The sequence below is a fragment of the Patescibacteria group bacterium genome, from assembly GCA_041645165.1.
Taxonomy (GTDB): Bacteria; Patescibacteriota; Patescibacteriia; order 2-02-FULL-49-11; family 2-02-FULL-49-11; genus 2-02-FULL-49-11.
In genome coordinates, this window is sequence record JBAZQN010000005.1 from 14,506 (window position 1) to 38,004 (window position 23,499).

At 49.5% G+C, this 23,499-nt stretch carries 25 protein-coding genes and 1 tRNA gene; 10 read left to right on the forward strand and 16 right to left on the reverse strand.

Annotation, left to right across the window (positions count from 1 at the left end):
* Positions 1-175: 175 nt before the first annotated feature.
* From nth to WC659_02615, 3 genes are all read right to left on the reverse strand, one after another.
* Complete coding sequence (nth, locus tag WC659_02605; protein MFA4872802.1) at positions 176-1,033, reverse strand: endonuclease III; 858 nt, start codon at positions 1,031-1,033, stop codon at positions 176-178.
* A gap of 63 nt (positions 1,034-1,096) precedes the next feature.
* A complete protein-coding gene (locus WC659_02610; GenBank protein MFA4872803.1) occupies positions 1,097-1,672 on the reverse strand; it encodes a 2'-5' RNA ligase family protein in 576 nt (191 codons plus the stop codon).
* Positions 1,669-2,754: a pyruvate kinase gene (locus WC659_02615; protein ID MFA4872804.1), complete on the reverse strand. Its 1,086-nt coding sequence runs from the start codon at positions 2,752-2,754 to the stop codon at positions 1,669-1,671. Before WC659_02615 ends, WC659_02610 begins: the two co-directional genes overlap by 4 nt.
* 43 nt (positions 2,755-2,797) lie before the next feature.
* Here WC659_02615 and WC659_02620 point away from each other — a divergent pair, with 43 nt between their 5' ends.
* Positions 2,798-2,941 carry a hypothetical protein gene (locus tag WC659_02620; protein MFA4872805.1) on the forward strand — a complete coding sequence of 48 codons (144 nt, stop codon included), beginning with the start codon at positions 2,798-2,800 and terminating at the stop codon, positions 2,939-2,941.
* Here WC659_02620 and WC659_02625 read toward each other — a convergent pair.
* The 8 genes from WC659_02625 to glyA form a co-directional block, all read right to left on the reverse strand.
* Positions 2,938-3,183, reverse strand: a complete 246-nt coding sequence (locus tag WC659_02625; GenBank protein MFA4872806.1) for a type II toxin-antitoxin system HicB family antitoxin — start codon at positions 3,181-3,183, stop codon at positions 2,938-2,940. The two genes, WC659_02620 and WC659_02625, sit on opposite strands and share 4 nt — an antisense overlap.
* Before the next feature lie 131 nt (positions 3,184-3,314).
* Positions 3,315-3,614 carry a hypothetical protein gene (locus tag WC659_02630; protein MFA4872807.1) on the reverse strand — a complete coding sequence of 100 codons (300 nt, stop codon included), beginning with the start codon at positions 3,612-3,614 and terminating at the stop codon, positions 3,315-3,317.
* Between the two features lie 114 nt (positions 3,615-3,728).
* A complete protein-coding gene (locus WC659_02635) occupies positions 3,729-4,418 on the reverse strand; it encodes a glycosyltransferase family 2 protein (GenBank protein ID MFA4872808.1) in 690 nt (229 codons plus the stop codon).
* 89 nt (positions 4,419-4,507) lie between these two features.
* Positions 4,508-5,338 (reverse strand): class I SAM-dependent methyltransferase, encoded by an 831-nt coding sequence (locus WC659_02640; protein ID MFA4872809.1) that lies wholly within the window; start codon positions 5,336-5,338, stop codon positions 4,508-4,510.
* A gap of 119 nt (positions 5,339-5,457) precedes the next feature.
* Positions 5,458-6,249 (reverse strand): MBL fold metallo-hydrolase, encoded by a 792-nt coding sequence (locus tag WC659_02645; GenBank protein MFA4872810.1) that lies wholly within the window; start codon positions 6,247-6,249, stop codon positions 5,458-5,460.
* A 45-nt stretch (positions 6,250-6,294) separates the two neighbouring features.
* Positions 6,295-6,921 carry a hypothetical protein gene (locus WC659_02650; protein MFA4872811.1) on the reverse strand — a complete coding sequence of 209 codons (627 nt, stop codon included), beginning with the start codon at positions 6,919-6,921 and terminating at the stop codon, positions 6,295-6,297.
* A gap of 102 nt (positions 6,922-7,023) precedes the next feature.
* Positions 7,024-7,410, reverse strand: coding sequence for a four helix bundle protein (locus tag WC659_02655; protein MFA4872812.1), 387 nt, complete (start codon positions 7,408-7,410; stop codon positions 7,024-7,026).
* Between the two features lie 63 nt (positions 7,411-7,473).
* Positions 7,474-8,730: a serine hydroxymethyltransferase gene (glyA, locus tag WC659_02660; protein ID MFA4872813.1), complete on the reverse strand. Its 1,257-nt coding sequence runs from the start codon at positions 8,728-8,730 to the stop codon at positions 7,474-7,476.
* Positions 8,731-9,088: 358 nt separating this feature from the next.
* Between glyA and WC659_02665 the strand changes: the two genes are divergently transcribed.
* From WC659_02665 to WC659_02700, 8 genes are all read left to right on the forward strand, one after another.
* Positions 9,089-10,207, forward strand: coding sequence for a hypothetical protein (locus WC659_02665; protein MFA4872814.1), 1,119 nt, complete (start codon positions 9,089-9,091; stop codon positions 10,205-10,207).
* A gap of 361 nt (positions 10,208-10,568) precedes the next feature.
* The gene (locus WC659_02670) at positions 10,569-12,779 is read left to right on the forward strand and encodes a hypothetical protein (protein ID MFA4872815.1); all 2,211 of its coding nucleotides are present in this window, start codon (positions 10,569-10,571) and stop codon (positions 12,777-12,779) included.
* 22 nt (positions 12,780-12,801) lie between these two features.
* Positions 12,802-14,289 (forward strand): tryptophanase, encoded by a 1,488-nt coding sequence (locus WC659_02675; GenBank protein MFA4872816.1) that lies wholly within the window; start codon positions 12,802-12,804, stop codon positions 14,287-14,289.
* A gap of 28 nt (positions 14,290-14,317) precedes the next feature.
* Positions 14,318-15,430: a hypothetical protein gene (locus WC659_02680; protein MFA4872817.1), complete on the forward strand. Its 1,113-nt coding sequence runs from the start codon at positions 14,318-14,320 to the stop codon at positions 15,428-15,430.
* Between the two features lie 69 nt (positions 15,431-15,499).
* Positions 15,500-16,039: an NYN domain-containing protein gene (locus tag WC659_02685; protein ID MFA4872818.1), complete on the forward strand. Its 540-nt coding sequence runs from the start codon at positions 15,500-15,502 to the stop codon at positions 16,037-16,039.
* A 98-nt stretch (positions 16,040-16,137) separates the two neighbouring features.
* Positions 16,138-16,884 (forward strand): aspartate/glutamate racemase family protein, encoded by a 747-nt coding sequence (locus tag WC659_02690; protein MFA4872819.1) that lies wholly within the window; start codon positions 16,138-16,140, stop codon positions 16,882-16,884.
* A gap of 118 nt (positions 16,885-17,002) precedes the next feature.
* The gene (locus WC659_02695) at positions 17,003-17,806 is read left to right on the forward strand and encodes a pyrroline-5-carboxylate reductase dimerization domain-containing protein (GenBank protein ID MFA4872820.1); all 804 of its coding nucleotides are present in this window, start codon (positions 17,003-17,005) and stop codon (positions 17,804-17,806) included.
* 76 nt (positions 17,807-17,882) lie between these two features.
* Positions 17,883-18,716 (forward strand): aminotransferase class IV, encoded by an 834-nt coding sequence (locus WC659_02700; GenBank protein ID MFA4872821.1) that lies wholly within the window; start codon positions 17,883-17,885, stop codon positions 18,714-18,716.
* Positions 18,717-18,748: 32 nt separating this feature from the next.
* Here the strand turns inward: WC659_02700 and WC659_02705 are convergent, their stop codons facing one another.
* The 4 genes from WC659_02705 to WC659_02720 all read right to left on the reverse strand — a co-directional run bounded on the left by WC659_02705 (position 18,749) and on the right by WC659_02720 (position 22,927).
* Positions 18,749-19,144, reverse strand: coding sequence for an NUDIX domain-containing protein (locus WC659_02705; protein ID MFA4872822.1), 396 nt, complete (start codon positions 19,142-19,144; stop codon positions 18,749-18,751).
* Positions 19,145-19,183: 39 nt separating this feature from the next.
* Entirely contained in the window at positions 19,184-20,083 is a 900-nt protein-coding gene (locus WC659_02710) for a prohibitin family protein (GenBank protein MFA4872823.1), read from the reverse strand.
* A 43-nt stretch (positions 20,084-20,126) separates the two neighbouring features.
* On the reverse strand, positions 20,127-21,134 hold the full coding sequence (gene trpS, locus WC659_02715) for a tryptophan--tRNA ligase (protein MFA4872824.1): 1,008 nt from the start codon (positions 21,132-21,134) through the stop codon (positions 20,127-20,129).
* A 104-nt stretch (positions 21,135-21,238) separates the two neighbouring features.
* Complete coding sequence (locus tag WC659_02720; GenBank protein ID MFA4872825.1) at positions 21,239-22,927, reverse strand: ribonuclease J; 1,689 nt, start codon at positions 22,925-22,927, stop codon at positions 21,239-21,241.
* On the opposite strand from WC659_02720, the gene WC659_02725 reads away from it, so the two are divergent.
* Positions 22,909-23,187 carry a hypothetical protein gene (locus WC659_02725; GenBank protein ID MFA4872826.1) on the forward strand — a complete coding sequence of 93 codons (279 nt, stop codon included), beginning with the start codon at positions 22,909-22,911 and terminating at the stop codon, positions 23,185-23,187. The two genes, WC659_02720 and WC659_02725, sit on opposite strands and share 19 nt — an antisense overlap.
* 221 nt (positions 23,188-23,408) lie before the next feature.
* On the opposite strand, the gene WC659_02730 is transcribed toward WC659_02725, so the two are convergent.
* Positions 23,409-23,492 (reverse strand) — tRNA-Leu (locus WC659_02730).
* Positions 23,493-23,499: the final 7 nt, after the last annotated feature.

A 23,499-nucleotide genomic window follows, 5' to 3' on the forward strand; every position in this document is an offset into this window, starting at 1 on the left:
TCGGAGGTGATGAAAATGGGATCGTTATTTGGAAAGGCAGACACCGAGCCCGGACCTCCACCCTCTTATCAGAATATAAAATATAGATCAAGCCATCTCACAGTAAAGGAGGGGCAAAAGGACAATAACCCAACCTTTACTGCTGATGCTACGAAATTACCTAGTGGAGATTGGGTTACTCGTGGTGGTGGAAGGATTCCCAAAGGTAAGATTGTGGAGGAATGAGGAAGATGTGAGGTGTAAAGGGCAAGACTTGTGAGCTTTTATTGGTTCTAGAGTTTTGCCCTTTTAGTGTACCTTTTTTTGTGAGGTGCGGGGAGGGTATAGTATATAATGGATGTTGTATTACACACCCCCTCTCTATCTCCCCCTTTTTATCATCAAGATATGGCGAAGCCATAGGGGGAGAATTAAGGGGACATTTTGAATGGTCGTGGGCGCGGGAGGGGCAGAACTCGCGGCCGTAGGCGATGAGACGATAGGAGAGTAGTACCCATTCTTTTTTCGGAAGCAGGCGTATGAGGTCTTGCTCGATTTTGTCGGGGTCGGTATTGCGAGTGAGCCCCAAGAGGCGAGACAGGCGCCGTACATGAGTGTCTACGGGAATGCCGACCACAATGCCGAATGCGTTTTGCAGGACAATATTGGCGGTCTTGCGCCCGACGCCTGGTAGTGTGAGTAATTCATCCATAGTGTGCGGAACGCGCCCATGGAATTTGGTTTGAATGAGATGTGCCGCGGCAAGGATATGCTTTGTTTTTTGGCGGTAAAAACCAGTAGAGTGGATGTCTTGCGCAAATTGTTTCTGGTCTGCCTTGAGATAGCCATTGAATGTTCTGTATTTCTTAAATAATTTTTTCGTGACTTTGTTTACCATTGCATCAGTGCACTGCGCCGAGAGTATGGTGGCAACCAGCAGCTCCCAAGGATTTCTATGGGAGAGAAATACCTTCGCTTGCGGATAGAGCTTCGCAAGCGCGCGGACAGCTATAAGCGTTTTCTGTTTTTTACGTTGAAACTCCAATGATTGCATTTGATTTATGGGTGTGCAACAGAATGGCATCATTTTTTCGCGATCGCGAAATTTTGATTCCTTTCATGATGATGTGAATGGGAATTTGGCAAGGATTTCGTAATCCGCGCCAGAGGGGAGAAGGTGAGATTCCATGAGGACAAAAGTGGAAGCTGTGTCCTGCCAATCCACGGTTTCATTGAACGTTTTAACCGGTAGTGAATGAAATTGTTCAGGCCGAAATCGTGCCAGAGTGAGATGAAGAAGGAATACTCGTTCCTTCGCGGACATACGCGGACTGGTCGCGGACGTACGCTGACTTTGTGGTAATGCGAGGGTTTGTTCAAGTTGTGCTTTCAGCTTGACTATAAGCGGAGGTGTAGATCCTTCAGCCCAGATGAGGCGCGGTTCCCTTAGGTTTGGTCCAAACGTCACCCGATCGAATATTAATTCAATCCGTCCACCGGCATTATTTAAACAATTTAACAATGTAGTGATTTTATCAGTGTCATCCGTCTCCCACGGCGGAACTAAGGTGATGTGCAGATTTTTCCCCTTCAGCCAGCGCACGGGAAGACCCGGAAACTGCTGCTCCCAGGCAATGATTTCGCTTTGGAGCGCGGGAGAAATGGGGAGCGCAACAAAAACTCGATGGCTCATATTAAAAAAACTTTTTCTCTTTCAACGGTATCAATGATCCTTTTCGCCATTTCAACCGATCTCCCTGGTGTATGCGAGATGCCGGTTTCTTTGGCAAGCATAATGCCGTCCGCGCCATCAAAGACAATGTTCGTGAGATCAAGAATATCTGACCGTTTTGGAATATACCAGTCCATGAGACTGTCAAGGATTTGCGTGGATACAACAACCCGTTTCCCCGCTGCTTTGGCGGCTTTTATTATTTTTTTCTGATTGATCCCCAATTCTTCGATAGGGCACAAGAGCCCGAGGTCGCCGCGGGCCACGAGGATAATATCAGCCTCTTGTGCGATCTCATTGATATTTTCCACTCCCTTAGGTGTTTCGATTTTCGCCACGATCTGCGGCTGCCACAAATCGTGAAGGTACGGCTGTAGCAATTGTTTCGCCCGTTTGAGGTATTGCACACCATTGACGAACGAAAAAGCAATCCAGTCTGGCTTGATCATATTGAGATTATGGAGGTGCGCAAGTGTGGCTTCGGTGAAGTGATCAAGCTCATCAATACCGCGTGTGAGGTTTACTCCTTTGAGCGCAGGAATATGCCATGTATTCTGTGCGCGGGCGCGGAATGAATCGGGACTAATGATTTCTACTACCTCGAACGCAATCTCGCCGTCACCCAAGGTAATCATCTGGTTTATTTCAACGAGTGTTCCTATGTCTGGGAAATTTATGGGAACAAATTCGGCGGGGTTAGGAGATTCGGAAGCCGATTTAAAAATAAAATACTCTCCTTCCTGCACCGGGTGCTCTCTGCGCGGAAAGTCGCCAAGCCTTATTTTGGCGCCAGGCAGATCAGCGAGAAGTTTAACCTTCTTATCTAACCCTAGCTTGCCTATCACCTCACGGGCACCACGAAATCTCTCAACCATGGCGGCCGGATCACCGTGGGAAAAGTTGTAGCGCAAGACATCCGCGCCTGCGAGGAGTATCTCTTCGATTTTCTCCGGTGCGTAGGAATTTTTGGAGATGGTGGCAACGATATACACGTTATTATTTGAGAAGCGAAATGAATTCTTCAACTGCAATATTGAGGTCATCGATAATTCCTTTGAGGATTTTTCGGTTCATATCATTTCCCGTATGGATGGGCACCGTCACGCGCCTTCCATCCGGGTGTTTGAACTGCGCGTGACTGCCGACTTGGTGGTGAAGAAAAAATCCGAGTTTCTGCAGGACTCGGATCAATTCTCTTACCTTGATGATAGGAAGCTTCGGTATATTTAGGCAAGCGCAAGCTCGCGTTCTGAAATCGTCTGAACGGTTTCTAATACTTCCTCTTCCCGCGGCACTGTCTCCCCGTCTTTCACTAATCCCTGTATATGGCAAATAATGGCCTCTTTGAGATTTTGCCGCACGTCCTCGATTGTATCGCCGTGCGTATGCACGCCAGATAAGAGCGGCACAAAACCGTGGTAGCCGCTCGGGTCATCAGGTTCGATAATGGTGCGAAAAGTGTAAGGGTTCATGAGACAATCCTATCTATTTTTTTCACCGTTGTCAAGCTTATGTATTCAGTATGAAAGGCCTCTTTCACTGAAATACCTGAATTTTACACATCGGAAATACACTGAGTTGTTCCGCGATTCATTATTTGATATTATTTGCAATCTTGGGGGCAGGTGGAGGGTGTTTCCGGGCAAGGGCAGCCGATGGCCATGCACACGATCTCTTCGCACGTGCCGTTGCCGCAAAGGTTTTTGCAGGTCCCTGAATCCTCATATCCTTGTGCAGGCTCTTCTGCTGGGATTTCAACTGTGGCAGGTTCGCTCGTGAGAGAATATTTTTGATACGCATACGCCGCGGCCACTATTGCCGCACATACCAGGAGGATTATGAGGGGGAATGGGATAGTTTTTTTGGCGTTTGGTTGAGGTTGAGGCTGGGTTTGTTCAGGCATAGGCTAAAGTGTGAGTTGATAATTTGATAAAGGAAATAAAGTAAATGGCGAAAATAATTATTCAAGCGTGAAACAATGAGGATATTCCATGTTAATTACATACAAACAATTCCTTTATTTTTGTTTAATTTCTTTTTTCGCAAAGAATAAAATAAGTCCAATAAGACTGAATAGGCCCGCAGCGGAGATTATATCCGCTAATGTTTTTTGATGATGTTTTATATCATCCCGCCACTTGCCTTTTCTGTGCATATTGATGCCGGAATGCGGCATCCAAAAAACGTTCTTTTTAAGTCGGTGCATATACCTATTGATCGCCACTTCAAGCTGCCAACCTTTTATCGAACTCTGCAGGATTTCTTGAAGATCTATTTTCTTCAGAATCCTTTCGCCCGTCACAATAACGTCTCCACGTGTGAGTTTGACAAAAAACGGAGCCTTTACTCTGCGAAGAATCAGCATATCTATGTCGTTGGATTGCCGTACCGCATCAATTGCTTTTTCGATTTCTTCGCGTGCGAGGTTACGCAGGTCGGCGTCAAGCAATAACACGTATTCACCTGTCGCATATCTCAAACCTTCGCGAATTGCGCCAGTTTTGCCTAAATTCGTTTCTAGCCGCACGAGAGTGATTTTCGGATAAAGTTGCTTGATCTCCGCAGATTTGTCTGTCGCCGATGCGTCGTCAACGCAAATGATCTCTGACAGGTTCCTGATTTGCGTGACCACGTTAAGAACATTGTTAACACGTTGTCCCTCGTTGTAGAAGGGAATTATACATGAAATTTTTGGATGTATAGGCATAACTTAATATCACTTGTGTTTGATTATTCCTTGGTTTAGTAATAATGTAAAATTTCTGATAAGAGATACGATTATACGACGTTCAAGATTTATTTTACATATAAAGTTTCTTTTTTTGCCCAAACGTAAAGCCAGGGTGGTGCACAGGAAATATAGTGATCCCATGTTCCCGGAGAACTATTATAATGGGTACCCTTATGTTCATCGAATTTTAGAATTTTAAATCCTCTTTGAATTAATCCATTTAATATTGTTGACAAAGTATGTTTGAATTCTTGGGGGCTTTTTATTTTTACTTTTTTTCCTTTATTGTCGAAAAAATTCCAATTTGGATCGCTAGTTTTAACTGCATATCTGTCCTTATATGGCTGCCATAGAGGGTATCCTTTACCCTTCCATAGCTCTTTTTTGTTCCATTTGCCACCCCAACATCCATCCTTCCATAATCCATGTACAAATGGGTTATGAAACATTAAATAATAAATGCCATTCGGTTTTATAATTCTTGCCACTTCATCAAATACTTTATTAATTTCAGAAATATAGTTAATTGAATATGGCTGGTATATAACGTCGAATTCCGCATCTTCAAACATGGAAAGATCACGCATGTCAGCTTTGATGGTTCTTATCGGTAAAGTAAACTTTTTCGATACTATTTTATCTTTTTCTAGTTGTTCACTGCTAAAATCAACCACGGTAACCTTGGCGCCTAATAATGTAAACCCTATACTTTGTTGACCTCCTCCAGAGGCAAGGCATAATACCTTTTTATTCCTCAGGTCCCCGAGAATTCTAGCTTTATTTAAATTATTTTTTGCCATCTTTGGTGTTAATTTTAAATTTGGTCGTGAACATGGGACATCTGAACGAACCAACTCATCCCACTTTTTTTCATTGTTCCTTGTTGTTTTGTCCATATGTTTAAGTAATAAATTCGGATGAAAAAGATAAAATATTTCATCTACTTGGTATAAGAATTTTTAGGAGATACTATGTAATGAATCGTTGATATACAGACTAAATGTATACTGCGCGGTTATCCTTTTGCCATCATGGTGCGGAAGAGGACGACGAGGGGGTCGCCCTTTTTGCGTTGGAGGAGCGAGGGCGTGATCTCAAGCGTGGGAGTGTCGAGGATAAGGCGGGGGTATTCCTTGGTGAGGTTGAGCGCGTTTTCAAACACATAGGCGAGCGGCATAAGGCTTTCCTCATTTTTGTAGAATATATTTTTACCCTCTACTTTTTTAAAATACTTCCGGTAAAAAGCGCGCAAGGTCTCCACCGAGCCGGTGAACGGAGTTTCCGGGGGCACGATGTGATGGGCGCAGATGACTATTTTGGGATCCAATAGCTCAATGTTCTTTTTTGTCTTGTCTAATACGCCCGAGACCTCGGAATCAGACTTTGGCATCGGAAGGAATATGATGTCAGGATGCCCGATTTCCGCGCACTGCTCTTCGGTGAGCTCGTGGGCATTGTCGGCAAAATGCGCGAGGCGTACGCCATCGACCGTATAGTGCCACGCGATATTGATATCGCCTGCCCATTCATAGATCACCGTCCCGCGCAGGTCGAGATTAGGAAAGGGATTGCTGTGGGTTTTGGTAGGAGGCGCATGATAGAGCCAGCTGCCGGGCGCATAGGAGTGGTCTGCGTCCGGCTCGGAAGAGAGCACGATATTGGCTCCCATAGGCTTCCCCTGAAATTCGTCAGGGAATTGGGGGCCGAGAGAATACTGCGGATCATTGCTGAAGGGGTCAATAAGAATGCGGAATCCTTGATTATTTTCTATGAGAAAGCAGGAGAGGCCGATGAAGTGGATGGTCATAGGTCATGGAACATGGAACATATATCATAGAACATATAACATGGATCATGGAATTGGCGGTGAATCGGGGGGCCTTTTTTGCTTTCTTTTACGCGCAATATATAGTAAGAGGGAGAGGAGGGAGAGTGAAGCGTAGTTGAGTATCATAAACCATGACGTAGCCCATGCGATGCCGTTGAATTTCCATTCAGAGAAAGGCCAGAGGAAGGGAGTTGGGTAAAAGGCAAAAGAGTGGGTAGGAATGTCGGAAAGGATATGGAGAAACCAACCGCCTATTTCCCAAGGGATGCGTTTGTAGATTATCCAAATAAATGCCAGACATAGAAAAAATACGAAAAGACTGTGGCTGTAATTATAAAGGAGGGTGGCAAGTTGTACGGTCCAGTGTGTTGCGGCAGGTGATGGTGCATGTGGCGCGGGCGGGCCTATGCGGGGAACTGAATCGCCGAACAAGGGACCGAGAATGAGCCACGCGAAAGGAATGCTGAACGCGAAGAGATCAGGAAAAAATCCCCAGAATGCGGCGAGCCAAGGGCTCACCGCCGCGGATTTACGCAGATCGTCTCGCGAGCCCATAACGCGGATCAACGCGGAATTGTTTGATTGATGTTTTGTGAGATTGTAGGATTTGGCAGCAGCGGCTGCCCAAAGACCGTGGGCGAGGGTGTCCATAAGATCATGGAACACGTATCATGGAACATGGAACATATATCATAGAACACATAACATGGATTATGGAACATGGAGCATGGAGCATGTAGCACATAACATTGTTCATGAGACAGGTTTGGCATGAGAAGTGTTTTTAATTCCCTCAATAGTGGTCCATAACATAGCACCAATTTCATCTGCGAGTTTCATTGACGTTTGAAAATCTCCTTCAGTCATATAGTTCTCTTTCTTAGAAAATTCAAGTAGATATCTCGATTCTTGAAGGGAACCATATGACATTTCTAAGAAGTTTCTATATACGGTATCACGGTTCCGTGCGAATCCTTCGACATAGTTGAGGATTACTGAGAGAGCAGCGCGCCGCAATTGTGAGGTGACGCCGTAAAGCTCCTCATGAGGAAATTTTTTTGTAAGTGCATATACAAAATGAACATATTCGTCCATCTTTTGTCGGAGTTTCTGATGGAACATTTCATTATTGTATGGCATAGTGGTTTTAATTAATCAATGAGCCATGTTCTATGTTTCATGTTACGTGTTACATGCTTTATGTTATATATTCATTCCGGTATAGAGGGGATGCGCGTCGGTGAGGTCAGTAACTTTTTTGCGCACGCGATCCTTCTCTTCTTCGTTATCCCTGTTCTTCAAGGTGCGGACAATCAGTTCCGCGATGGCCTGCATTTCCGGTTCAGTGAATCCCCGCGTGGTGAGCGCGGCAGTACCGATCCGTAAGCCAGACGGATCCATAGGTTTGCGCGGGTCGAAAGGAATCATGTTTTTATTGGTATAGATTCCCACGCTATCGAGCGTTTTTTCCGCTTCTTTTCCTGTAATTCCAAGCGTAGTAAGGTCGAGAAGCAAGAGGTGATTGTCGGTGCCGCCGGAGACGAGCCGTATGCCGTAGGAGGCGAGTGCAGCGCCCAAGGCCTGGCAATTTCTCACGATTTGCGCGGCGTAACTTTTGAATTCCCCGGTCATCGCTTCACGGAAGCAGACCGCTTTTGCGGCGATCACATGCTCCAGCGGCCCTCCTTGCATACCCGGCATAACCGCCTTGTCTATTTTTTCCGCATATTCCTTTTTTGAAAGAATAAATGCGCCGCGCGGGCCGCGCAAGGTCTTATGAGTGGTTGAGCTCACCACATGCGCATAGGGGACCGGAGAAGGATGCACCCCGCCGGCCACGAGCCCAGCAATGTGCGCCATGTCTACCATGAAGAGTGCGCCCACTTCATCCGCAATTGCGCGAAATGCGGTGAAGTCGATAGTGCGCGGATAGGCAGTGTATCCCGCAAGGATCAGTTTCGGCCGTTCGCGCAAGGCAATGGCGCGCACCTCATCCATGTCAAGCGTTTCTGTGTCGCGGCGCACGCCATAGGGGATGAAGCGGTAGAATTTGCCGGAAAAATTTACTGGGCTTCCGTGCGTGAGATGTCCGCCCGATGCGAGGTCCATGGCGAGGACCGTATCGCCCAGCTCAAGCAGCGCAAAGTATGCTTCCATGTTCGCGCTCGAGCCGGAGTGCGGCTGCACGTTTGCGTGTTCCGCGCCGAACAATTGTTTAGCGCGCTCGCGCGCAAGGTTTTCTACCACGTCAATCCATTCATTGCCGCCATAGTAGCGCTTGCCCGGATAACCCTCGGAATATTTATTCGTGAGGCAGGAGCCCATTGCTTCCAGCACGGCGGGCGAGGTGTAATTTTCAGACGCGATCATCTCTAAGCCCTGGCGCTGGCGTTTCAGCTCTCCTTGCATGGCATTGCTTAATTCTTCGTCTTGTTGGGTGAGGGTGGTAAAGGAAGGCATAATCAAATAAGTTCAAAGTTCAAAACTCAAATGTCAAAACTGTATGCGATCGGTGGGTAGTGTCTTGTTGTATCGGAATTTTCCGCCGAAGGCGGATCTGCCTCTGGCACGACAATCTTTTCGCGTACGTCAGCGTAAGGTCGGCGTAAGCCTGCCCGCCATAGCCTTGATGAAAATACGCTGCGTCAACTGAGAACAAACGATACGCTGTGTTACTCTCATTGATTGTTAGCAGGTTTGGCAGGCGGGTCCGCGATTAATGCCGAAGGCTTAATTTAATTACAACATAGTTTAATATATCGTTAAAATCTGCTAGAATTTACTGTATCACGTATTACCTATATTACCATATTTGTTTATGCGTACGCGACTCATATTCAATATCGCTATCATGGGAATAGCAGCATTATTGCCTTTTTTTGTATATGCGAGGGGAGACGCGGTGGTGATCTCTGCGGATGAGAACGTGCGGGGCGATGTCGTGCGCATGGGGAGCACGGTGCGGATCCTCGCGCCCGTGGACGGTGATGTGATAGTCGCGGGCGGCACTGTAGAGATCGCGGGGCCGGTCACCGGTGACGTGATTGCCATAGGGGGCGAAGTGCGCATCACGTCTGATGTCGGCGGGAGCGTGCGTGTGGCAGGCGGCACCGTGGAAATTTCAGGCAGCGTCGGCAGGGGCGTGTCCGTGGTGGGCGGAAGGGTGCAGCTTTCTGATGCATCGGAAGTGGGGTGGAGTATGACCGCGTTCAGCGCAGATGTGGCAATCAATGGGCGCGTGGGGCGCGATGTCCGTGTGTATGGGGGATCGGTGGCGGTTGCCGGAGAGATAGGAAGGGATCTAACGGTCTACGGCAGGAGCGGCGATCGCGTGACGCTTGAGCCGACCGCAATCGTGCATGGAGCAATGGATTATACTTCCCAAGAGCCTGCCGCTATCCGCGACGGCGCCGTCGTGGAAGGGGAGATGCGGTTCCACCAGATTTCAAGAGAGAGCGCCAAGGCCGCATTCGCGGCCCATGCCATTGCCAGCCTTATCCGATTGTTCGGTTTGATTGTGGTGGGACTCGTGCTCATTACGCTTGCCCCGAAGGCCATCGAGGTATTAGGTGAAAGGAAAAATGTGTGGACATTGAAAGGAGCGGGGTGGGGGCTGGTATGGCTCGTGCTCCCTCCTTTAGTCGCCCTCGCACTCCTGTTTACGCTCATCGGCGTGCCGCTCGCGCTTATCCTTGCGGCGCTATGGGCGGTAGGTTTGTATTGCGCGCAGGTCATCGTGGCGTTTACCCTTGGGAAACTACTTTTGGTGGATGTATTGAAATCAGAAGCCTCCCACAGGTTTTTCTGCCTCGCGGCTGGCGCCGCGGTATGGATTGCGCTTGTCTCCATCCCGATGATAGGATTGATGATCGGACTGGTGGGTACTATTCTAGGGCTCGGAAGCATGGTGGGGTATTTTAGAAAAGGTACTGCATAATAAGAGCGTAATGCAATTCAGTGTATTTCCGTGTAGGATTCAGTTTTTTCAGTGAGAAAAGTTTTTCACACTGAATGCACACGGAAGCATGCACTGAAACGACACAAAAATCGAACTACTACTGTTTACTATACTCAATTGCTATTCAAATTCCGATTCCATCGTCATTCCCGCCCCGTATCACGGTACGGGGCAAACCATGGCCTCGCGCAGGCGGGGCTCCGGCGGGAATCCAGACGCCGTCCTCGACCGAGATCGGGGAACACCAAAAGAAAATCGATGTTTTGTTTGTTTTTTATGTCTGGATTCCAGATCTCGGTCTGGAATGACAATCGGAATTAGGTTAGCAAGTTAGTATAATATGATTTCTCGCACATTGCAGGTCGCGCAATTAAGGAAAGAATTTGAAGATGCGGTGGAGAGCGCCACGCCCGAAGAAGTGAAGAGGGGGCGTTTGTTTGATTTGGATCAGGAGGGTGAAATCCGCGTGACACTGACCAAGGACCTGGTTGAGCGACTAGGCTTGAAAGCGTGGCTCGCGAATTACCGCGAGGAAGCATCGCACTCCACCGGCGGCATCCGCGGCCCGCAAAATATCAAATATTGGTGGGATTGGCGCTTCCCGCTCAATGGGCTGGGGGTGGCGCTTGCCACCATAGCAAAAGCGCAGGTTGTGCGGCAGGATGTGGGCGCGCGCAAGATCAGGAAAATCCTCGGGGGAGAGGTGCGCTATAACACCGCCGCCTATATGGATCTGATTGCGCGAATTGAAGCGGCGCTCGACATCGAAGTGCATTGTGTCCCGGGCAGGAAGACCTTGCCCATTTGGCTCGCGTCATTCCTCACGTTTATGCTAGATTATGACGGAGGAGAGTATGTGACTTCCTCGCACGGCATTTCCAGCAAGATTGCGACCAAGGATTTGAACAATGAAGGAGGGCAATTCATGCCCGAGATATCCCTCCGGTTTGTGGATGAAATAGAACGCATCATTCATGAAGCTGAAACTGACCCTAAGGGCCTTACCATTACCTTGGCGCCGCGCAAAGACTCTCGCATTATTGAGGATGTGGAAGGGATTCCCGCGTACCTTGCATATTTGCGCACAAGCGTTGCCACTCCTGAAAATATTGCACTTATTACGCAAGCGACCGGACAAGGATTTACCGCCCTGTTTGATTTTATCGGAGGTTGCATGCAGCGGACCATGGAGCCGCTCCTTGAGCAGCTTGGGGTGGCGGGCGCGTTCCGCTGGCATCATGGGGAGGAGGACCCTTTTTTCCATGGGGTGGGCAAAACACACAGGCTGAATCCGCAGACAGGTAAAGAGGAGTATTATGATTACTCATGCGATACGACCCTCATGGACGTAGTGAAGACCTTGGGGTACGAAGAAACGCTCCGCGGCAAGCCTGTGGGATTTCCCGTATTCATCACTGATCCGGACGGCGATCGGCTGGTGCTTGCAGAAGTGCAGGATGCGCAGAGGGTATCGGAATTGGATGAGCTCGGCATTGATTATATTCCTTTAGATGCGGGGAAAGTCCTCGTCATCTTTATGCCCAACCAGTCTTTTTTCATGACGTTTGATTTCCATGCGCGAAGCTTAAAAGCTTCAGGGTGTTGGGGCGACCACGACCGATTTATGATAAAGACTACGCTTTCCGCGGCGTTCTGGGATGAATGGGCTGCAGTAAGCCGCGTGGCGGTGGTGAACGTCCCGGTGGGTTTCAAGGAAATATCCCATGTCATGAAAAAGGTGGAAGCGCAGTTACACACAAGCGCAGACCGACGCAGACTGAATACGCAGACCGACGCAGACGATATTCTAGTGCGCGATATATATGGGAAAACTATTAATCTTGGCAAAAATCCACGGCTGCTTTTTGGCGGCGAGGAAAGCGGCGGCATGATTATCGGCCCGGAAGAGCTGGTGGCAAGCCGTGCGGGCAGGCGGGCGATCGCCATGCGGGAGAAGAGCGCGGGAGAAGCGTCCATTATTACCGCAGCGCTCGCTACTCATTTGTTTTTAGCGAAGAAGACTTTCTTGGATTATTATGTGAGCATTTTGGAAGAGTATCACATACGTTATCGCTATAATGTCCGCGGCCAAGTCGCTTATTACAATGAGAGCGAACCTGATCCGGTGAAGCTCATGAAGGCAAAACAGGGAGGCGAGCGGGTTCGGGACAAGAATGACACTTACTTTTTAACGCTAGCCGTAGCCAGAAAAGAAGGGCTCATCACCGTGGCGCACGCGCGTGAAATATTGAGTGAAGCCTTTCCGCATCTGCAGTTCCACAATTTGGTTGATGTGCGTTTTGTCGGGGACGGCACCATGATGGTGTTTGAAGACAAATCAATTGAGGTGCGCAAATCAGGCACGGATGCGAAAACGCGCGCCGCGGCATTTGGGGTTCATAGGGAAGAGTGCCAGCGCTACATGGACGCGTTCTTGCATTATCTCGGCGACATCACGCCCGCCTATGCGCGACTGATACCGGACGCGTATCGCGCGCAGGTTCCCCAAAAGGCAAAAGAATTGTATATGCAGTACTTGCGGGAGGATTAACAATATTTTCTGGTGTGTTGTTATGGCATTAAGTGCATATTTGGAGCATATCTTGAAAGACGCGGAGGAACTCCCACCCGCACGGCCTTATATAAATCACGCGGTGGCATTTAAACAGCCAGTGACGCCGCGCGAGAGGGCAGAGGCGCTTGAGAAGGCGGGCCTTAATGTCTTTTTTTATCCCGCAGCATTGATAAACGGCTGCGACCTCCTGTCCGATTCCGGGACCGGTGCCATGACGAATGAGCAGTGGGCGTCGCTCCACTACGGAGATGAAGCGTACGGCTCCAACCAAGGGTATTTTCTTTTGCGGGAACAAGTGCGCCATACGTTTGGAGATTTATTTTTCAATAATCTCACTGGCAGTTTCAACGCGTTCCTCTTCCATCAGGACCGGGCGGCCGAGTGCGCGCTGTTCACCCAAATAGGGAAACTTGGCACGGGGTTGATTATTCCCAGCAACGGCCATTTTGACACGACGCACGCGAACATCGAGGCGAATGGCATGCGCGCGCTTAATTTATTTTCTCCCGCACTGAAGCGCAAAGAGGATTCGTCCGCGTTTAAGGGCGACATGGACACGGAGAGGTTCATACAGTTGCTGGAGGAGTCGCGCGCGAAGGTGCCGCTCGTGTACCTTACCATTACGAACAATACCGGCGGCGGACAGCCGGTATCGCTTGGCAACATTGCGGAAGTGGCCCGCATCGCCCATGCGCAGGGAATTCCCCTCTTTTTGGATGCGTGCCGTTTTGCGGAAAATGCCTGGTTTATACAGCAGCGCGAGCCAGGATACCGCGAGAAAGCCATTCCTGATATTGTCAGAGAAATATTTTCATACGCGGACGGCTTTACCATCAGTTTCAAGAAAGACGGGCTGGCAAACATGGGTGGGGGATTATTTTTAAAAGAAAATGGGCTTTTTGTCCGAAAATATCCCCGTATGTCCGACGCGCTCACCAATCATCAGATTCTCACGGAAGGGAATCCCACATATGGCGGGCTTTCGGGGCGCGATATCATGACGATCGTCGAAGGATTGAAGACGGTGGTGCGGCAAGAGTATCTTGATTACCGGACATCGCAGGTGCAGGCGTTCGGGGAACATATGAAAGAGTTGGGTCTTCCCGTGCTCACCCCCGCCGGCGGGCATGCGGTGTATATGGACATGACGGAATTTTTTTCTGATACCCGGATGCGACACGAGGATTTCGGCGGTATCTCGTGTACCGCGCTGCTGCTTGCCGCCTATGGACACCGCGCGTGCGAGCTTGGCGATTTCGCGTTTGGGTCGTATGATACGGTAGCGGGGAAAGACAATTTCCCGGAAGTAAATTTCGTGCGCTTCGCAGTGCCGCGCTTGCGCTATGAGCGGGAGGATTTGGAAGCGGTTGCGGGCGCGGTGAAGGCGCTCTATGACCGCCGCGACGAGATGCCTCCCGTGCGGGTCACCTATGGCCGCGATCTCCCTTTAAGGCATTTCAAAGCGCGGTTTGAGTTTATTGATTAAGAATATGAACAACTAAGACTAGAATTGTATGGTGACCCGGAGAGAATTTCTAAGTGGATTATTCAGCCCGCATGGTGAAGAAGAGAAATCAGCTCCTTCATTTGAGAAACCTGTGGAACCAGAAATGGCGGAGCAAAGATTATTCGAGCGTGATACGTTTACCATCAATGATAAGAGAGTGGAATTTTACGGCATTGTGCATGATATTAAATTACCAGAAAGGTACTGGAAAGTTTTGGAGGACGCGATACAACGTGCATCTATAGTGGTACTAGAGTATGCGCCTCAAGCGTCAGGGTTATATGACCGTTCGTTCATAGCTAAACACAGAGAGTCTCTCAAGAAGTATTTTCCGGACTTCGCTGAGCTTGAGGATATAAGCGACCAGGAGATTTTTGAAGCCTTGATCCGAGAACCATCTCTTCACTTTTATCGTGAAATGGAAAATCTTGCCGCACGGCACAAGAAGCGCATCGTCACGATCGATCCGCACCTGTTAGCGCATGAGAAGATCCATGAACTGTATAAAACCGATCAGAAGGCGGATCTTATTAAGTCGCTTGGCATGGTTGGCGGTGCTACGGGAGTGCTTCTTTCCGCGATATTGCGAAAAAAATTGATAGGAGAGCACGTACGCGGCGAAAATGGTGAGAATAAAAAAGAAGAGGACTCCTCTTCAACTTACACACGGAGGCGCTTCCTTGACACCACGCTTAAGGCTGGTATTGGTATCTCTGCTACGGTAGGAGCATTGAGCACCCTTTCAAAAGGGGCGCAGATACTTGGCCATCCTGAGTACGGCAAGAAATTGGGATATGACGATCAGTTTGTCGGACGCGAGGAGAATCCATTGGGAGCTTTCTTGTATGATGAAGTTGATTTTAAAGATGTCATGATTGCGAAAGGGATGGATGAAGTGACTCAACATATGCACGCGGAAGACGAAGAGGCGGCCATGATTTATGGTTTCTTTCACAAAACTGGAATCGGCCATTATTTACGTTCGCCTCGCGAGCGAGCGGCACGAGAGCAGTTGTACGCACCCTATAAGGGCGCCGTTGGGCCGCATAAATTGCGGATGTATGAATACGATGGTACAAAAGAGGAATGGAGGAAAATAGAAGAGAGGAATATCACATAAATGAAATGCCCCTCCGGGGGATACCCGAAGGGCGTGATTGAGGGAAGTATAGCATTGGGAGCTGAACGTATGCAAAAACGACTGAACAACTACGCATTCATCGACAGCCAGAATGTAAACCGTGCGGTAGAGGAGATGGGGTGGCAGCTTGACTTTAAGCGATTTCGTGTCTATCTGCGAGAGAAGTATGGCGTAACACGAGCATACTTATTCTTGGGGTATCTTCCTCATCAAGAGAATATGTATCGTTCCTTGCAAGCATACGGTTATGTGTTAGTATTCAAGCCAGTACTCCCGCGCCGCGATGGAGATGTAAAGGGGAGCGTGGATGCGGAGCTCGTGCTCCAGGCGATGATTGACTATCAGGAATATGAACAAGCGGTGATCGCGACGAGCGACGGCGATTTCTATTGTCTCGTGAAATACCTCTATGAACGACACAAGCTCATGCGGCTCCTGGTACCCAATCGGTATAAGTATTCTGCGTTATTGCGGCGTGCGGCGCCCTCGGGGCACGCGATCGCCTTCATGAATGATCTGCGGCATCGCGTTGAATATACAAAACACCTCCGGCAATTACCGGAGGTGAGAATCGGGGGGTCTACATAAAGACGAAACTTCATGCGTGCCCTACCCGTGGTGATTCTCGCTATCAGTATATATTAACATTATCCTTTGTCAAGATGTTAGGTATTCTTTCATCAGGTTTGGGAGGGTTGCTATTTGCCCGCGAGCTCGCACAGCATGCCGCGGATGCCGGCTTTCTCTATTGGGGCGATACGGCGCACGGGCCGTATGGGTCGCGTTCGGTGGAGCAAGTAAGCATATGGGTGCGGGAGGGTTTAAAATTTTTGGAAAAAAAGGGAGCAGAGGTTATTGTGGTGGCTTCGGGAGACGCATCAGTCGCGTCGCGATTTGCAGATCCGCGGAAATCAACGACGCAGATGTATCCGGAGGTGAATGTCCCTGTGATTGACTATTGGGATGCGCAAATCAAGGCGGCGCTTGCTGCCACAAAGAAAAAAAGAGTGGGGTTTTTCGGGTCGCGATTGGTGACGGAGCGCACAGGAATGTTGGGACTGGAACTGCAGGGAGTGGCGGTATTGAAAAAAGCAGTGGCGGCGCTCGCGCCTTTAATTCTTGAAGGCGAGGAAGCGCGCGGAGAAACGCGCCGTTTAGTGCGCGCGCATTTGCAGTGGTTCAAGACCCAGAATATTGATGTGCTGATTCTGGGGTCAATGCATTATGTCCGCGTGTTCGATGATATTCAGGCAAAGATGGGGAAGAGGGTTACGGTCATTAATCCGGTACGGGCGCTCCTCGATTTATTCGTCGCAATGGGGGTTTCTTCCAAGGGGGGAACGCGTCAATTTTTCCTTACTGATATCACGCCGCGGGACCTTGATATTGCCGGTGCGTGGTTTGGCAGAGGGGTGCACTGTGAGAAGGTATAAGAACACTGTCATCATTTTTCTGCGTACGTCCCAGTCATTCGACCACAGTTATGCAACGTGGCAGGCGGGGCAGGCAATATTTGATGACAGTTTGGATTAATATTATTATTGAGATGATATGAAAAAAAGAGATTGTAGTATCGGTTTTATCGGTTTCGGGAGGATGGGGTCGATTTTGGGCAGCGCGTTGGTGGAAAGCGGCTGCGCGCGTCCGGGGGAGATCGTGGTATTTGAAAAAGACCGGAGAAAGAGGCGGATATTGAAGCAGTTTGCGTTGGCGGATTCTGCGCAAGAGGTAGTGGATCGCGCGAAGGTGATATTCGTGTGCGTGCGGCCTTTGGAGGTGCGAGAGGTGGCGAAGAGCATTGTGATAAAGAAAAACACAATTATTATTTCGATCGCGGCGGGCGTCAATCTTGCGATGCTGCAGCGGATGTTTGGCAGGTCTGTAATGAGGGTTATTCCCAGCTATACGCAGAAAGCACTATCTGGAGTATTGCTCTATTGCCATGCGAAAGGCTTGAGCCGGCAGAGTGTGGGGGAAATCCTGAAACTTTTAAAGTGCATTGGAGAACCGATTCAAGTGCCAGAAAAGCTGTTAGAGATAGCCACTGACCTTTCAAGCTGCAGCCCTGCATTCTGGGCTTTTATGGCAGACACGTTCGTGAGAGAAGCAACACGGCTGGGATTATCGAATGTGCTTGCCCAGCGCATAACCACTATGGCCATGCTTGGGACTTCAAAAATACTTGTGCAAGAATCACACTTGGAACGCGTTATTGACCATGTTGCCACGCCCGGCGGCATCACGCGGGAGGGCATCGAGGCGCTCGAGAAAGAGTTTCCGCATACGGTGAAGGAGATTTTTCGTGTTACGGGGAAGAAGTATGCGTTATTGCGGAAGAGGATTGAACGTCTGTAGCGTCGGAGCTCGTCTCCGACCTCATGGGTGGCAGACAAGCTGCCACGCTACAATTATTGTCTTAATTTAGGCGGGTATGAAAATTTCCGTGAACGGAAACATAGTCCTCCAAAAAGACGCGTTCATCACCATCGCCGATAAGGCAGTGTGGTACGATTTCGGCGTGTATGAAAATATCAAGGTGCTGCAAGGGACGCTCATGTGGCCGGAAATGCACATGAAACGGCTGTTCACCTCGGCAGAGGTAATAGGGCTTGAGCTTGGCGAGACGGAAGAGACGCTTCTGCGGTGGGTGTGTGAGTATGCGGAGGCATTGAAGCTGAAAGACCATATAATTAAAGTGTGCGCCTACGGCGATGCCGACAAAAATACCCGCGCGACCGTGTATCTGTTTGCCATAGGATTAACATTTTATCCCGACCAGTTCTATGCCAAGGGCGTTGCGGCCATTACATTTGCAGGGGAGCGCAATTTGCCGAATGCTAAGTCAATGGATACGCTATTGAATTTTCTTGCATTCAGGGAGGCGAAAGCAAGGGAAGCGTTTGAAGCGCTTCTGGTAGACCATGAAGGCGACATACGCGAAGGATCGCGGTCAAACCTCTATATCGTTGAAAAAGGAATAGTCATTACGCCGCCGTTATCAGACGTTTTGGAAGGTGTCACGAGGATTTTGGTACTTAAATTGCTTAAAGAGAATGACATTGCCCTTAAGGAAGAACGAATATCAAAAAGCCGCCTGATGGCGGCAGATGAAGTGTTTGTGACGGCAACAAGCTCCAACGTGATGTCGGTGGTGGAAATTGACGGTAAAAAAATCGGTGCGGGGACGCCGGGAGAAGTCACGAAAAGAATAATAAAGCTCTATCGCGAGATGCAGAAAGAATATCTTAGGAGTAAGAGTTCCTAAACATCCGTGCCATACTTTCATACGTAACGATCTCAATCAATGAGATTTTTTTGTTTTAGGTCATCAAAGAGGAGAAGGCTCGCGGGGGTCGTTTTTGATTTTTGGGCGTAGTTGAAGTAGTCACATTGAGCAACTTCATTACTTGGGGTGGGGATGCCATTAAAGTCCGCAGTATAGCAGGTGAGGCGAACAAAGGTGTCGATAGGTTTGCCGTACGCTTGCGCCTGAAAGGTGCCATAGTAACGGATACTTGAAGGAACGAGGTCGAGATTCAACTCTTCTCTCACCTCACGTATAAGCGTTTGTTCATCTGATTCTCCCGCAAAGCGTTTACCTCCCGGCATGAACCATGCGTCCTTACCTTTACTCAAGGTGACAAGGATTTTTTTGTCCTTGAGATGAATCCAAGCGAGTTTGTCTATTATCATACAATAGGTTTTAAACCCTTCTTTATTTCCATGATTGGTTTACTGTCCGCCGAGGATGAGGGGAAGGCCTTCGTTGCCTGCGCCGATGACGATTACTTTTGCATTCGGCGAGCTGGCGAGTTTTTCCGTCGCCTCAATGCCTTTCCATTTCAAGAGCTCGGCGCTTATTCCTTTCGCCACGATGTTCTGGAAATCAGAAATGCCTTGCGCTTCGATGCGTTTGCGCTCAGCTTCCTGCTTTTCTTTTGTCAACACAAATTCCATCCGCTGACTGTCCTGCTCGGCGCGGAGCTTTTCCTCGATTGATTCAGTAAGGCGGGCGGGTAAGCCCACGCGCCGGAGCGGCGTGGATTCGACGGTGATACCGCGCGGCGCGACAATATCCTGAAGTTGTTGGGTGATATGCACCGCGAGCTCTTCCCGCACAGAGGTGTAGAGCGCTTTAGCATCATACGCGGCGGTCACCCCGCGGCTTACGGAACGGAATTGCGGTTCAAGGATAATGGCAGCATAGTTCGACCCAACGCTTTTATACACTTCCGTCGCTTTCTCGGGATTAAGGTGGTACAAGGCGCTGATCTCCAATTGGACCGTGAGGCCTTCTTTTGACGGTACGTCCAGCAACTCTTTGATTTCTTGGGTCTTTACGGACATTTTTATTATTTTCGCCATGGGATTTACGGGGAAATTAATTCCCGCCTGCAGGATGCGTCCTGATACATTTCCGAAAAAATCAATAACTCCCACGTTTCCCGCAGGGATAAGGGCAAAGCACGACAATACGAGCAAGAGGCCGCCTACTACGAACGCGTTAATCTTCAGCGCGTTGGTAAATTTTATCACAGGAAGAGGATAAGGGGACACCGTGCCTTTTGGCATTTTATTAAGAAATGTAACGAGTATTCCTGCGCCGAGTAATATAAGTGCGATCCAAAACATATATGGTAAGTTAGTAATGAATAAATAAATTCGACGTTAGAAATTATCCGAAATAATCTATTTTCATTTTTTCACGGACAAGCGCCATTGTCATTTTTGCCTCTTGCAGGGCGCGCGCGGTTCCTGTGCGAAGAATATCATCGACAAGCGCGGGATCCTTTTCATACTTCGCGCGCCTTTCTTGGATGGGCGAGAGGAACGCGCTGATCTCCTTAGCCAGTTGTTCCTTGAAGGCGGCGTAGCTCTGAAGGTGCGCGAATTCCTGTTCAATGGTTTTTATGTCCTTGCCCGTGACGAGCTTATAATACGTCATAAGGTTTGCTATTTCCGGTTTTTTCTCGGGGTCATATTTGATTTCCGAACCGCTGTCGGTCTTCGCGGTTTTTATTTTATCTTTCACGATTGTGGCGTCGTCAGAGAGGTATATCGCGTTATTCAGTGATTTGCTCATTTTCCTGCCGTCGAGCCCTGCGAGCCGCCCGAGCAAGGAAATTTTTGCTTCCGGGAGGGGGAAGACATCGCCGTAGATGGCATTGAATTTTTCTGCAATTTCCCGTGTCTGTTCAATCATGGGCAGCTGGTCTTCGCCTACGGGTACGAGATGGGCGCGGCAGAAGAGAATGTCGGCTGCCTGGCTGATGGGGTAGCCCAAAAATCCATAGGTTACCTTGCCTCCCTTGAAGAGGTGCCCTTTCTCTTGGATTTCCGTTTTCACTGTAGGGTTTCTCTGGAGCCTCTGCAGCGTGACAAGATTGGAAAAGAAAACGGTGAGCTCGGCGATTTCCGGTATGAGCGACTGGATGAAGAGCGTCGCGCGCGAGGGATCTATGCCCACGGCAAGATTGTCCATTACCACTTCCCGGACATGCTGGCGCACGTATTCAGGATGGTTGAAGTTGTCGGTGAGGGCCTGCACGTCCGCGACCATGATAAACGTGTCGTAAGCATCCTGGAGACTGACGCGATTGGCAAGCGATCCGGCATAATGTCCAAGATGCAGTTTGCCGGTCGGCCGGTCGCCGGTGAGGATCCTCTTCTTAGGAGTAGGCATAGGTCAATTAAGACGGATAAGTCTGATAGGTCCGATAAGACGGATAAGTTGAATAGGGCGGATAAGTATGATGAGCCTGATAAGTCGGATAGGTCTGATAGGACTTATACTTCGATGATCACGGGGAGGATCATCGGCCGGCGCTCGGTGCGCTGGAAGAGGAACTGTCCGATTTCATTCCGCACCTTGTCTTTCAGGTAGACTTCGTTGGCCGGCTGACGGGGATCGCGGTCTTTGAGGATTTGTTTCACCTTCATCCTCACGTCTTCGATCAGCGCTTTTGATTCTTTTAGGTAGACAAATCCGCGGGAAATAATGTCAGGATTATGGACCAAGTTTCCGGTGCGCGAATCAATGGTCGCGATGAGCACCAGCATGCCGTCCTCCGACATGATTTGCCGGTCTCTAAGCACCACTTCCGACACGTCGCCCACCCCCAAGCCGTCCACAAACACGTAATCAGTAACGACTTTTTCGTTGAGGATGCGTCCGCCGCGCGCGGTGAATTCTACGACGGAGCCGTTATCAGGTATGAAAATGTGGTCTGCGGGGATCCCCACTTGCTGCGCGAGCTTTGCATTCATTTTTAGGAATGAATGGTTTCCGTAAATGGGGATGAAGTTCCGCGGTTTCACCATGGTATAGAATGCTTTCAGGTCTTCCTGCCGGGCGTGCCCTCCCGCATGGATATCCATCATTTGGTAATGGATGACTTCGGCGCCTTCGCGGTAGAGGCCGTCAATCAGGCGTTGTACCGAGCGTTCGTTTCCCGGAATGACCGAGGAAGAGAACACGACGGTATCTCCGGGTTCGATGTGCAGATAGCGGTGTTCGCGGTTTGCGATGCGCATGAGCACGGCGTTATCCTCGCCCTGTGCGCCGGTGCAGAGGATGACGATCTTGTTTGGGGCGTAATTTTTCATCTCTTTGGGAGTGATGAGCGTGCCCCGTTTTATCTTCATATAGCCGAGCTCTTTCGCAATCTCAAGGTTGCTCTTCATGCTGAAGCCTTCCACGATGATATGCTTGCCCGATTTCTCCGCCGCAAAAATGATTTGCTGGATGCGGGAAAGGAGCGAGGCAAAGGTGCCCACGATCATTCTGCCCGGGGCTTTCGCCACGATGTCTTCGATGTTGGATTGGATCTCTCCCTCGGTGAGCTGTTTGCCGGGCTGGGAGGCGTTGGTAGAATCGGCGAGCACGCAGAGGACATTTCTGTGCCCGAGCGCCATAATTTTATCCATATCCGTAGGGGTGAGGCTGTTGGGATCCGGATCAATTTTGAAATCGCCAGTGTGTACGACTGGCCCTAGGCCCATGTCGAGCACCACGCCCAAAGATCCCGGCACATTGTGGGATACCGCGAAGAAGTCTATGTGGAACGCGCCAAGTGTTAAGCGGCTGTCGTGCGTGATCGTTTGCAGCCTTAAAGGGGCGGTATGGAAGTCATCCTGGCGTTTGCGGATTATGCCGAGCGTCAGGTCTGAGCCGAAAATGACAGGGTTGCCCAGCTTATGGATAAGGTGAGGGATGGCGCCGATATGGTCATAGTGGCCGTGGGTGATGATCACGCCGCGTATTTTCTTTTCTTTTCCCTTGAAATAGGAAATGTTGGGGATGATGTAATCAATGCCCGGCATGTCTTCTTCGGGGAATTGGAGGCCCATGTCGACGATGACAATATCGTTTTTCGTTTCAAAAGCGACCATGTTGCGGCCTACTTCTTCGCAGCCCCCTATGGGGATAATGCGCAGGCTTTCAGGGCCTGCGCGGCGTGCAGCGCCCATGGTCATGGGGCGAAGCGGCGCAAGTGCAGGACGCCGCAATGGTTCTCTCACGGGAGCGGTCGGTGGCGGAAGTGCGGTTCTGCGCGCGTTGGCAAAAGCGAGCCTGGGAACAGGACGCCGGCCGCGCACGAAACGCCGCCTTGCGGGAGACGCACTTTTTGATGGCGCATGTGCGGGCGTTCCCCGGCGTGAGCCAAGGGGAGCGCGTGCATCTGATGCAATGCGCGATTGGTTTGTTGTTGGTTGCATGGATTCGTTGGTTATAAGTAAATAAGAAAGATGATTAAATGGATTAAGGTTATAGAAATGAACCATTAGTAATATGGTATTGCTTCGCCGCGGTTGCCGCCTTTCTTGCTGCGGAACTCGTCCCGCTTCGCGGGACTCAAACAGTCCTCACGGCGAAATGCGGCAACCCGCGGCTGGTCTATATTTAAAAGGGTTTATCCCCCTGGCATCCCGGGGTGAACCCAAGATTATTAATTCATGCCCAGAGGGAGAGTCGAACTCCCATGACCTTGCGGTCACATGGCCCTGAACCATGCGTGTCTGCCAGTTTCACCATCTGGGCTTGGATA

Excerpts from the sequence above, each read along its gene's own strand:
- nth (MFA4872802.1), bottom strand. The coding sequence starts at position 1,033 with ATGCAATCATTGGAGTTTCAACGTAAAAAACAGAAAACGCTTATAGCT.
- WC659_02610 (MFA4872803.1), bottom strand. The coding sequence starts at position 1,672 with ATGAGCCATCGAGTTTTTGTTGCGCTCCCCATTTCTCCCGCGCTCCAA.
- WC659_02615 (MFA4872804.1), bottom strand. The coding sequence starts at position 2,754 with ATGACCTCAATATTGCAGTTGAAGAATTCATTTCGCTTCTCAAATAAT.
- WC659_02620 (MFA4872805.1), top strand. The coding sequence starts at position 2,798 with ATGGATGGGCACCGTCACGCGCCTTCCATCCGGGTGTTTGAACTGCGC.
- WC659_02625 (MFA4872806.1), bottom strand. The coding sequence starts at position 3,183 with ATGAACCCTTACACTTTTCGCACCATTATCGAACCTGATGACCCGAGC.
- WC659_02630 (MFA4872807.1), bottom strand. The coding sequence starts at position 3,614 with ATGCCTGAACAAACCCAGCCTCAACCTCAACCAAACGCCAAAAAAACT.
- WC659_02635 (MFA4872808.1), bottom strand. The coding sequence starts at position 4,418 with ATGCCTATACATCCAAAAATTTCATGTATAATTCCCTTCTACAACGAG.
- WC659_02640 (MFA4872809.1), bottom strand. The coding sequence starts at position 5,338 with ATGGACAAAACAACAAGGAACAATGAAAAAAAGTGGGATGAGTTGGTT.
- WC659_02645 (MFA4872810.1), bottom strand. The coding sequence starts at position 6,249 with ATGACCATCCACTTCATCGGCCTCTCCTGCTTTCTCATAGAAAATAAT.
- WC659_02650 (MFA4872811.1), bottom strand. The coding sequence starts at position 6,921 with ATGGACACCCTCGCCCACGGTCTTTGGGCAGCCGCTGCTGCCAAATCC.
- WC659_02655 (MFA4872812.1), bottom strand. The coding sequence starts at position 7,410 with ATGCCATACAATAATGAAATGTTCCATCAGAAACTCCGACAAAAGATG.
- glyA (MFA4872813.1), bottom strand. The coding sequence starts at position 8,730 with ATGCCTTCCTTTACCACCCTCACCCAACAAGACGAAGAATTAAGCAAT.
- WC659_02665 (MFA4872814.1), top strand. The coding sequence starts at position 9,089 with ATGCGTACGCGACTCATATTCAATATCGCTATCATGGGAATAGCAGCA.
- WC659_02670 (MFA4872815.1), top strand. The coding sequence starts at position 10,569 with ATGATTTCTCGCACATTGCAGGTCGCGCAATTAAGGAAAGAATTTGAA.
- WC659_02675 (MFA4872816.1), top strand. The coding sequence starts at position 12,802 with ATGGCATTAAGTGCATATTTGGAGCATATCTTGAAAGACGCGGAGGAA.
- WC659_02680 (MFA4872817.1), top strand. The coding sequence starts at position 14,318 with ATGGTGACCCGGAGAGAATTTCTAAGTGGATTATTCAGCCCGCATGGT.
- WC659_02685 (MFA4872818.1), top strand. The coding sequence starts at position 15,500 with ATGCAAAAACGACTGAACAACTACGCATTCATCGACAGCCAGAATGTA.
- WC659_02695 (MFA4872820.1), top strand. The coding sequence starts at position 17,003 with ATGAAAAAAAGAGATTGTAGTATCGGTTTTATCGGTTTCGGGAGGATG.
- WC659_02700 (MFA4872821.1), top strand. The coding sequence starts at position 17,883 with ATGAAAATTTCCGTGAACGGAAACATAGTCCTCCAAAAAGACGCGTTC.
- WC659_02705 (MFA4872822.1), bottom strand. The coding sequence starts at position 19,144 with ATGATAATAGACAAACTCGCTTGGATTCATCTCAAGGACAAAAAAATC.
- WC659_02710 (MFA4872823.1), bottom strand. The coding sequence starts at position 20,083 with ATGTTTTGGATCGCACTTATATTACTCGGCGCAGGAATACTCGTTACA.
- trpS (MFA4872824.1), bottom strand. The coding sequence starts at position 21,134 with ATGCCTACTCCTAAGAAGAGGATCCTCACCGGCGACCGGCCGACCGGC.
- WC659_02720 (MFA4872825.1), bottom strand. The coding sequence starts at position 22,927 with ATGACCATGGGCGCTGCACGCCGCGCAGGCCCTGAAAGCCTGCGCATT.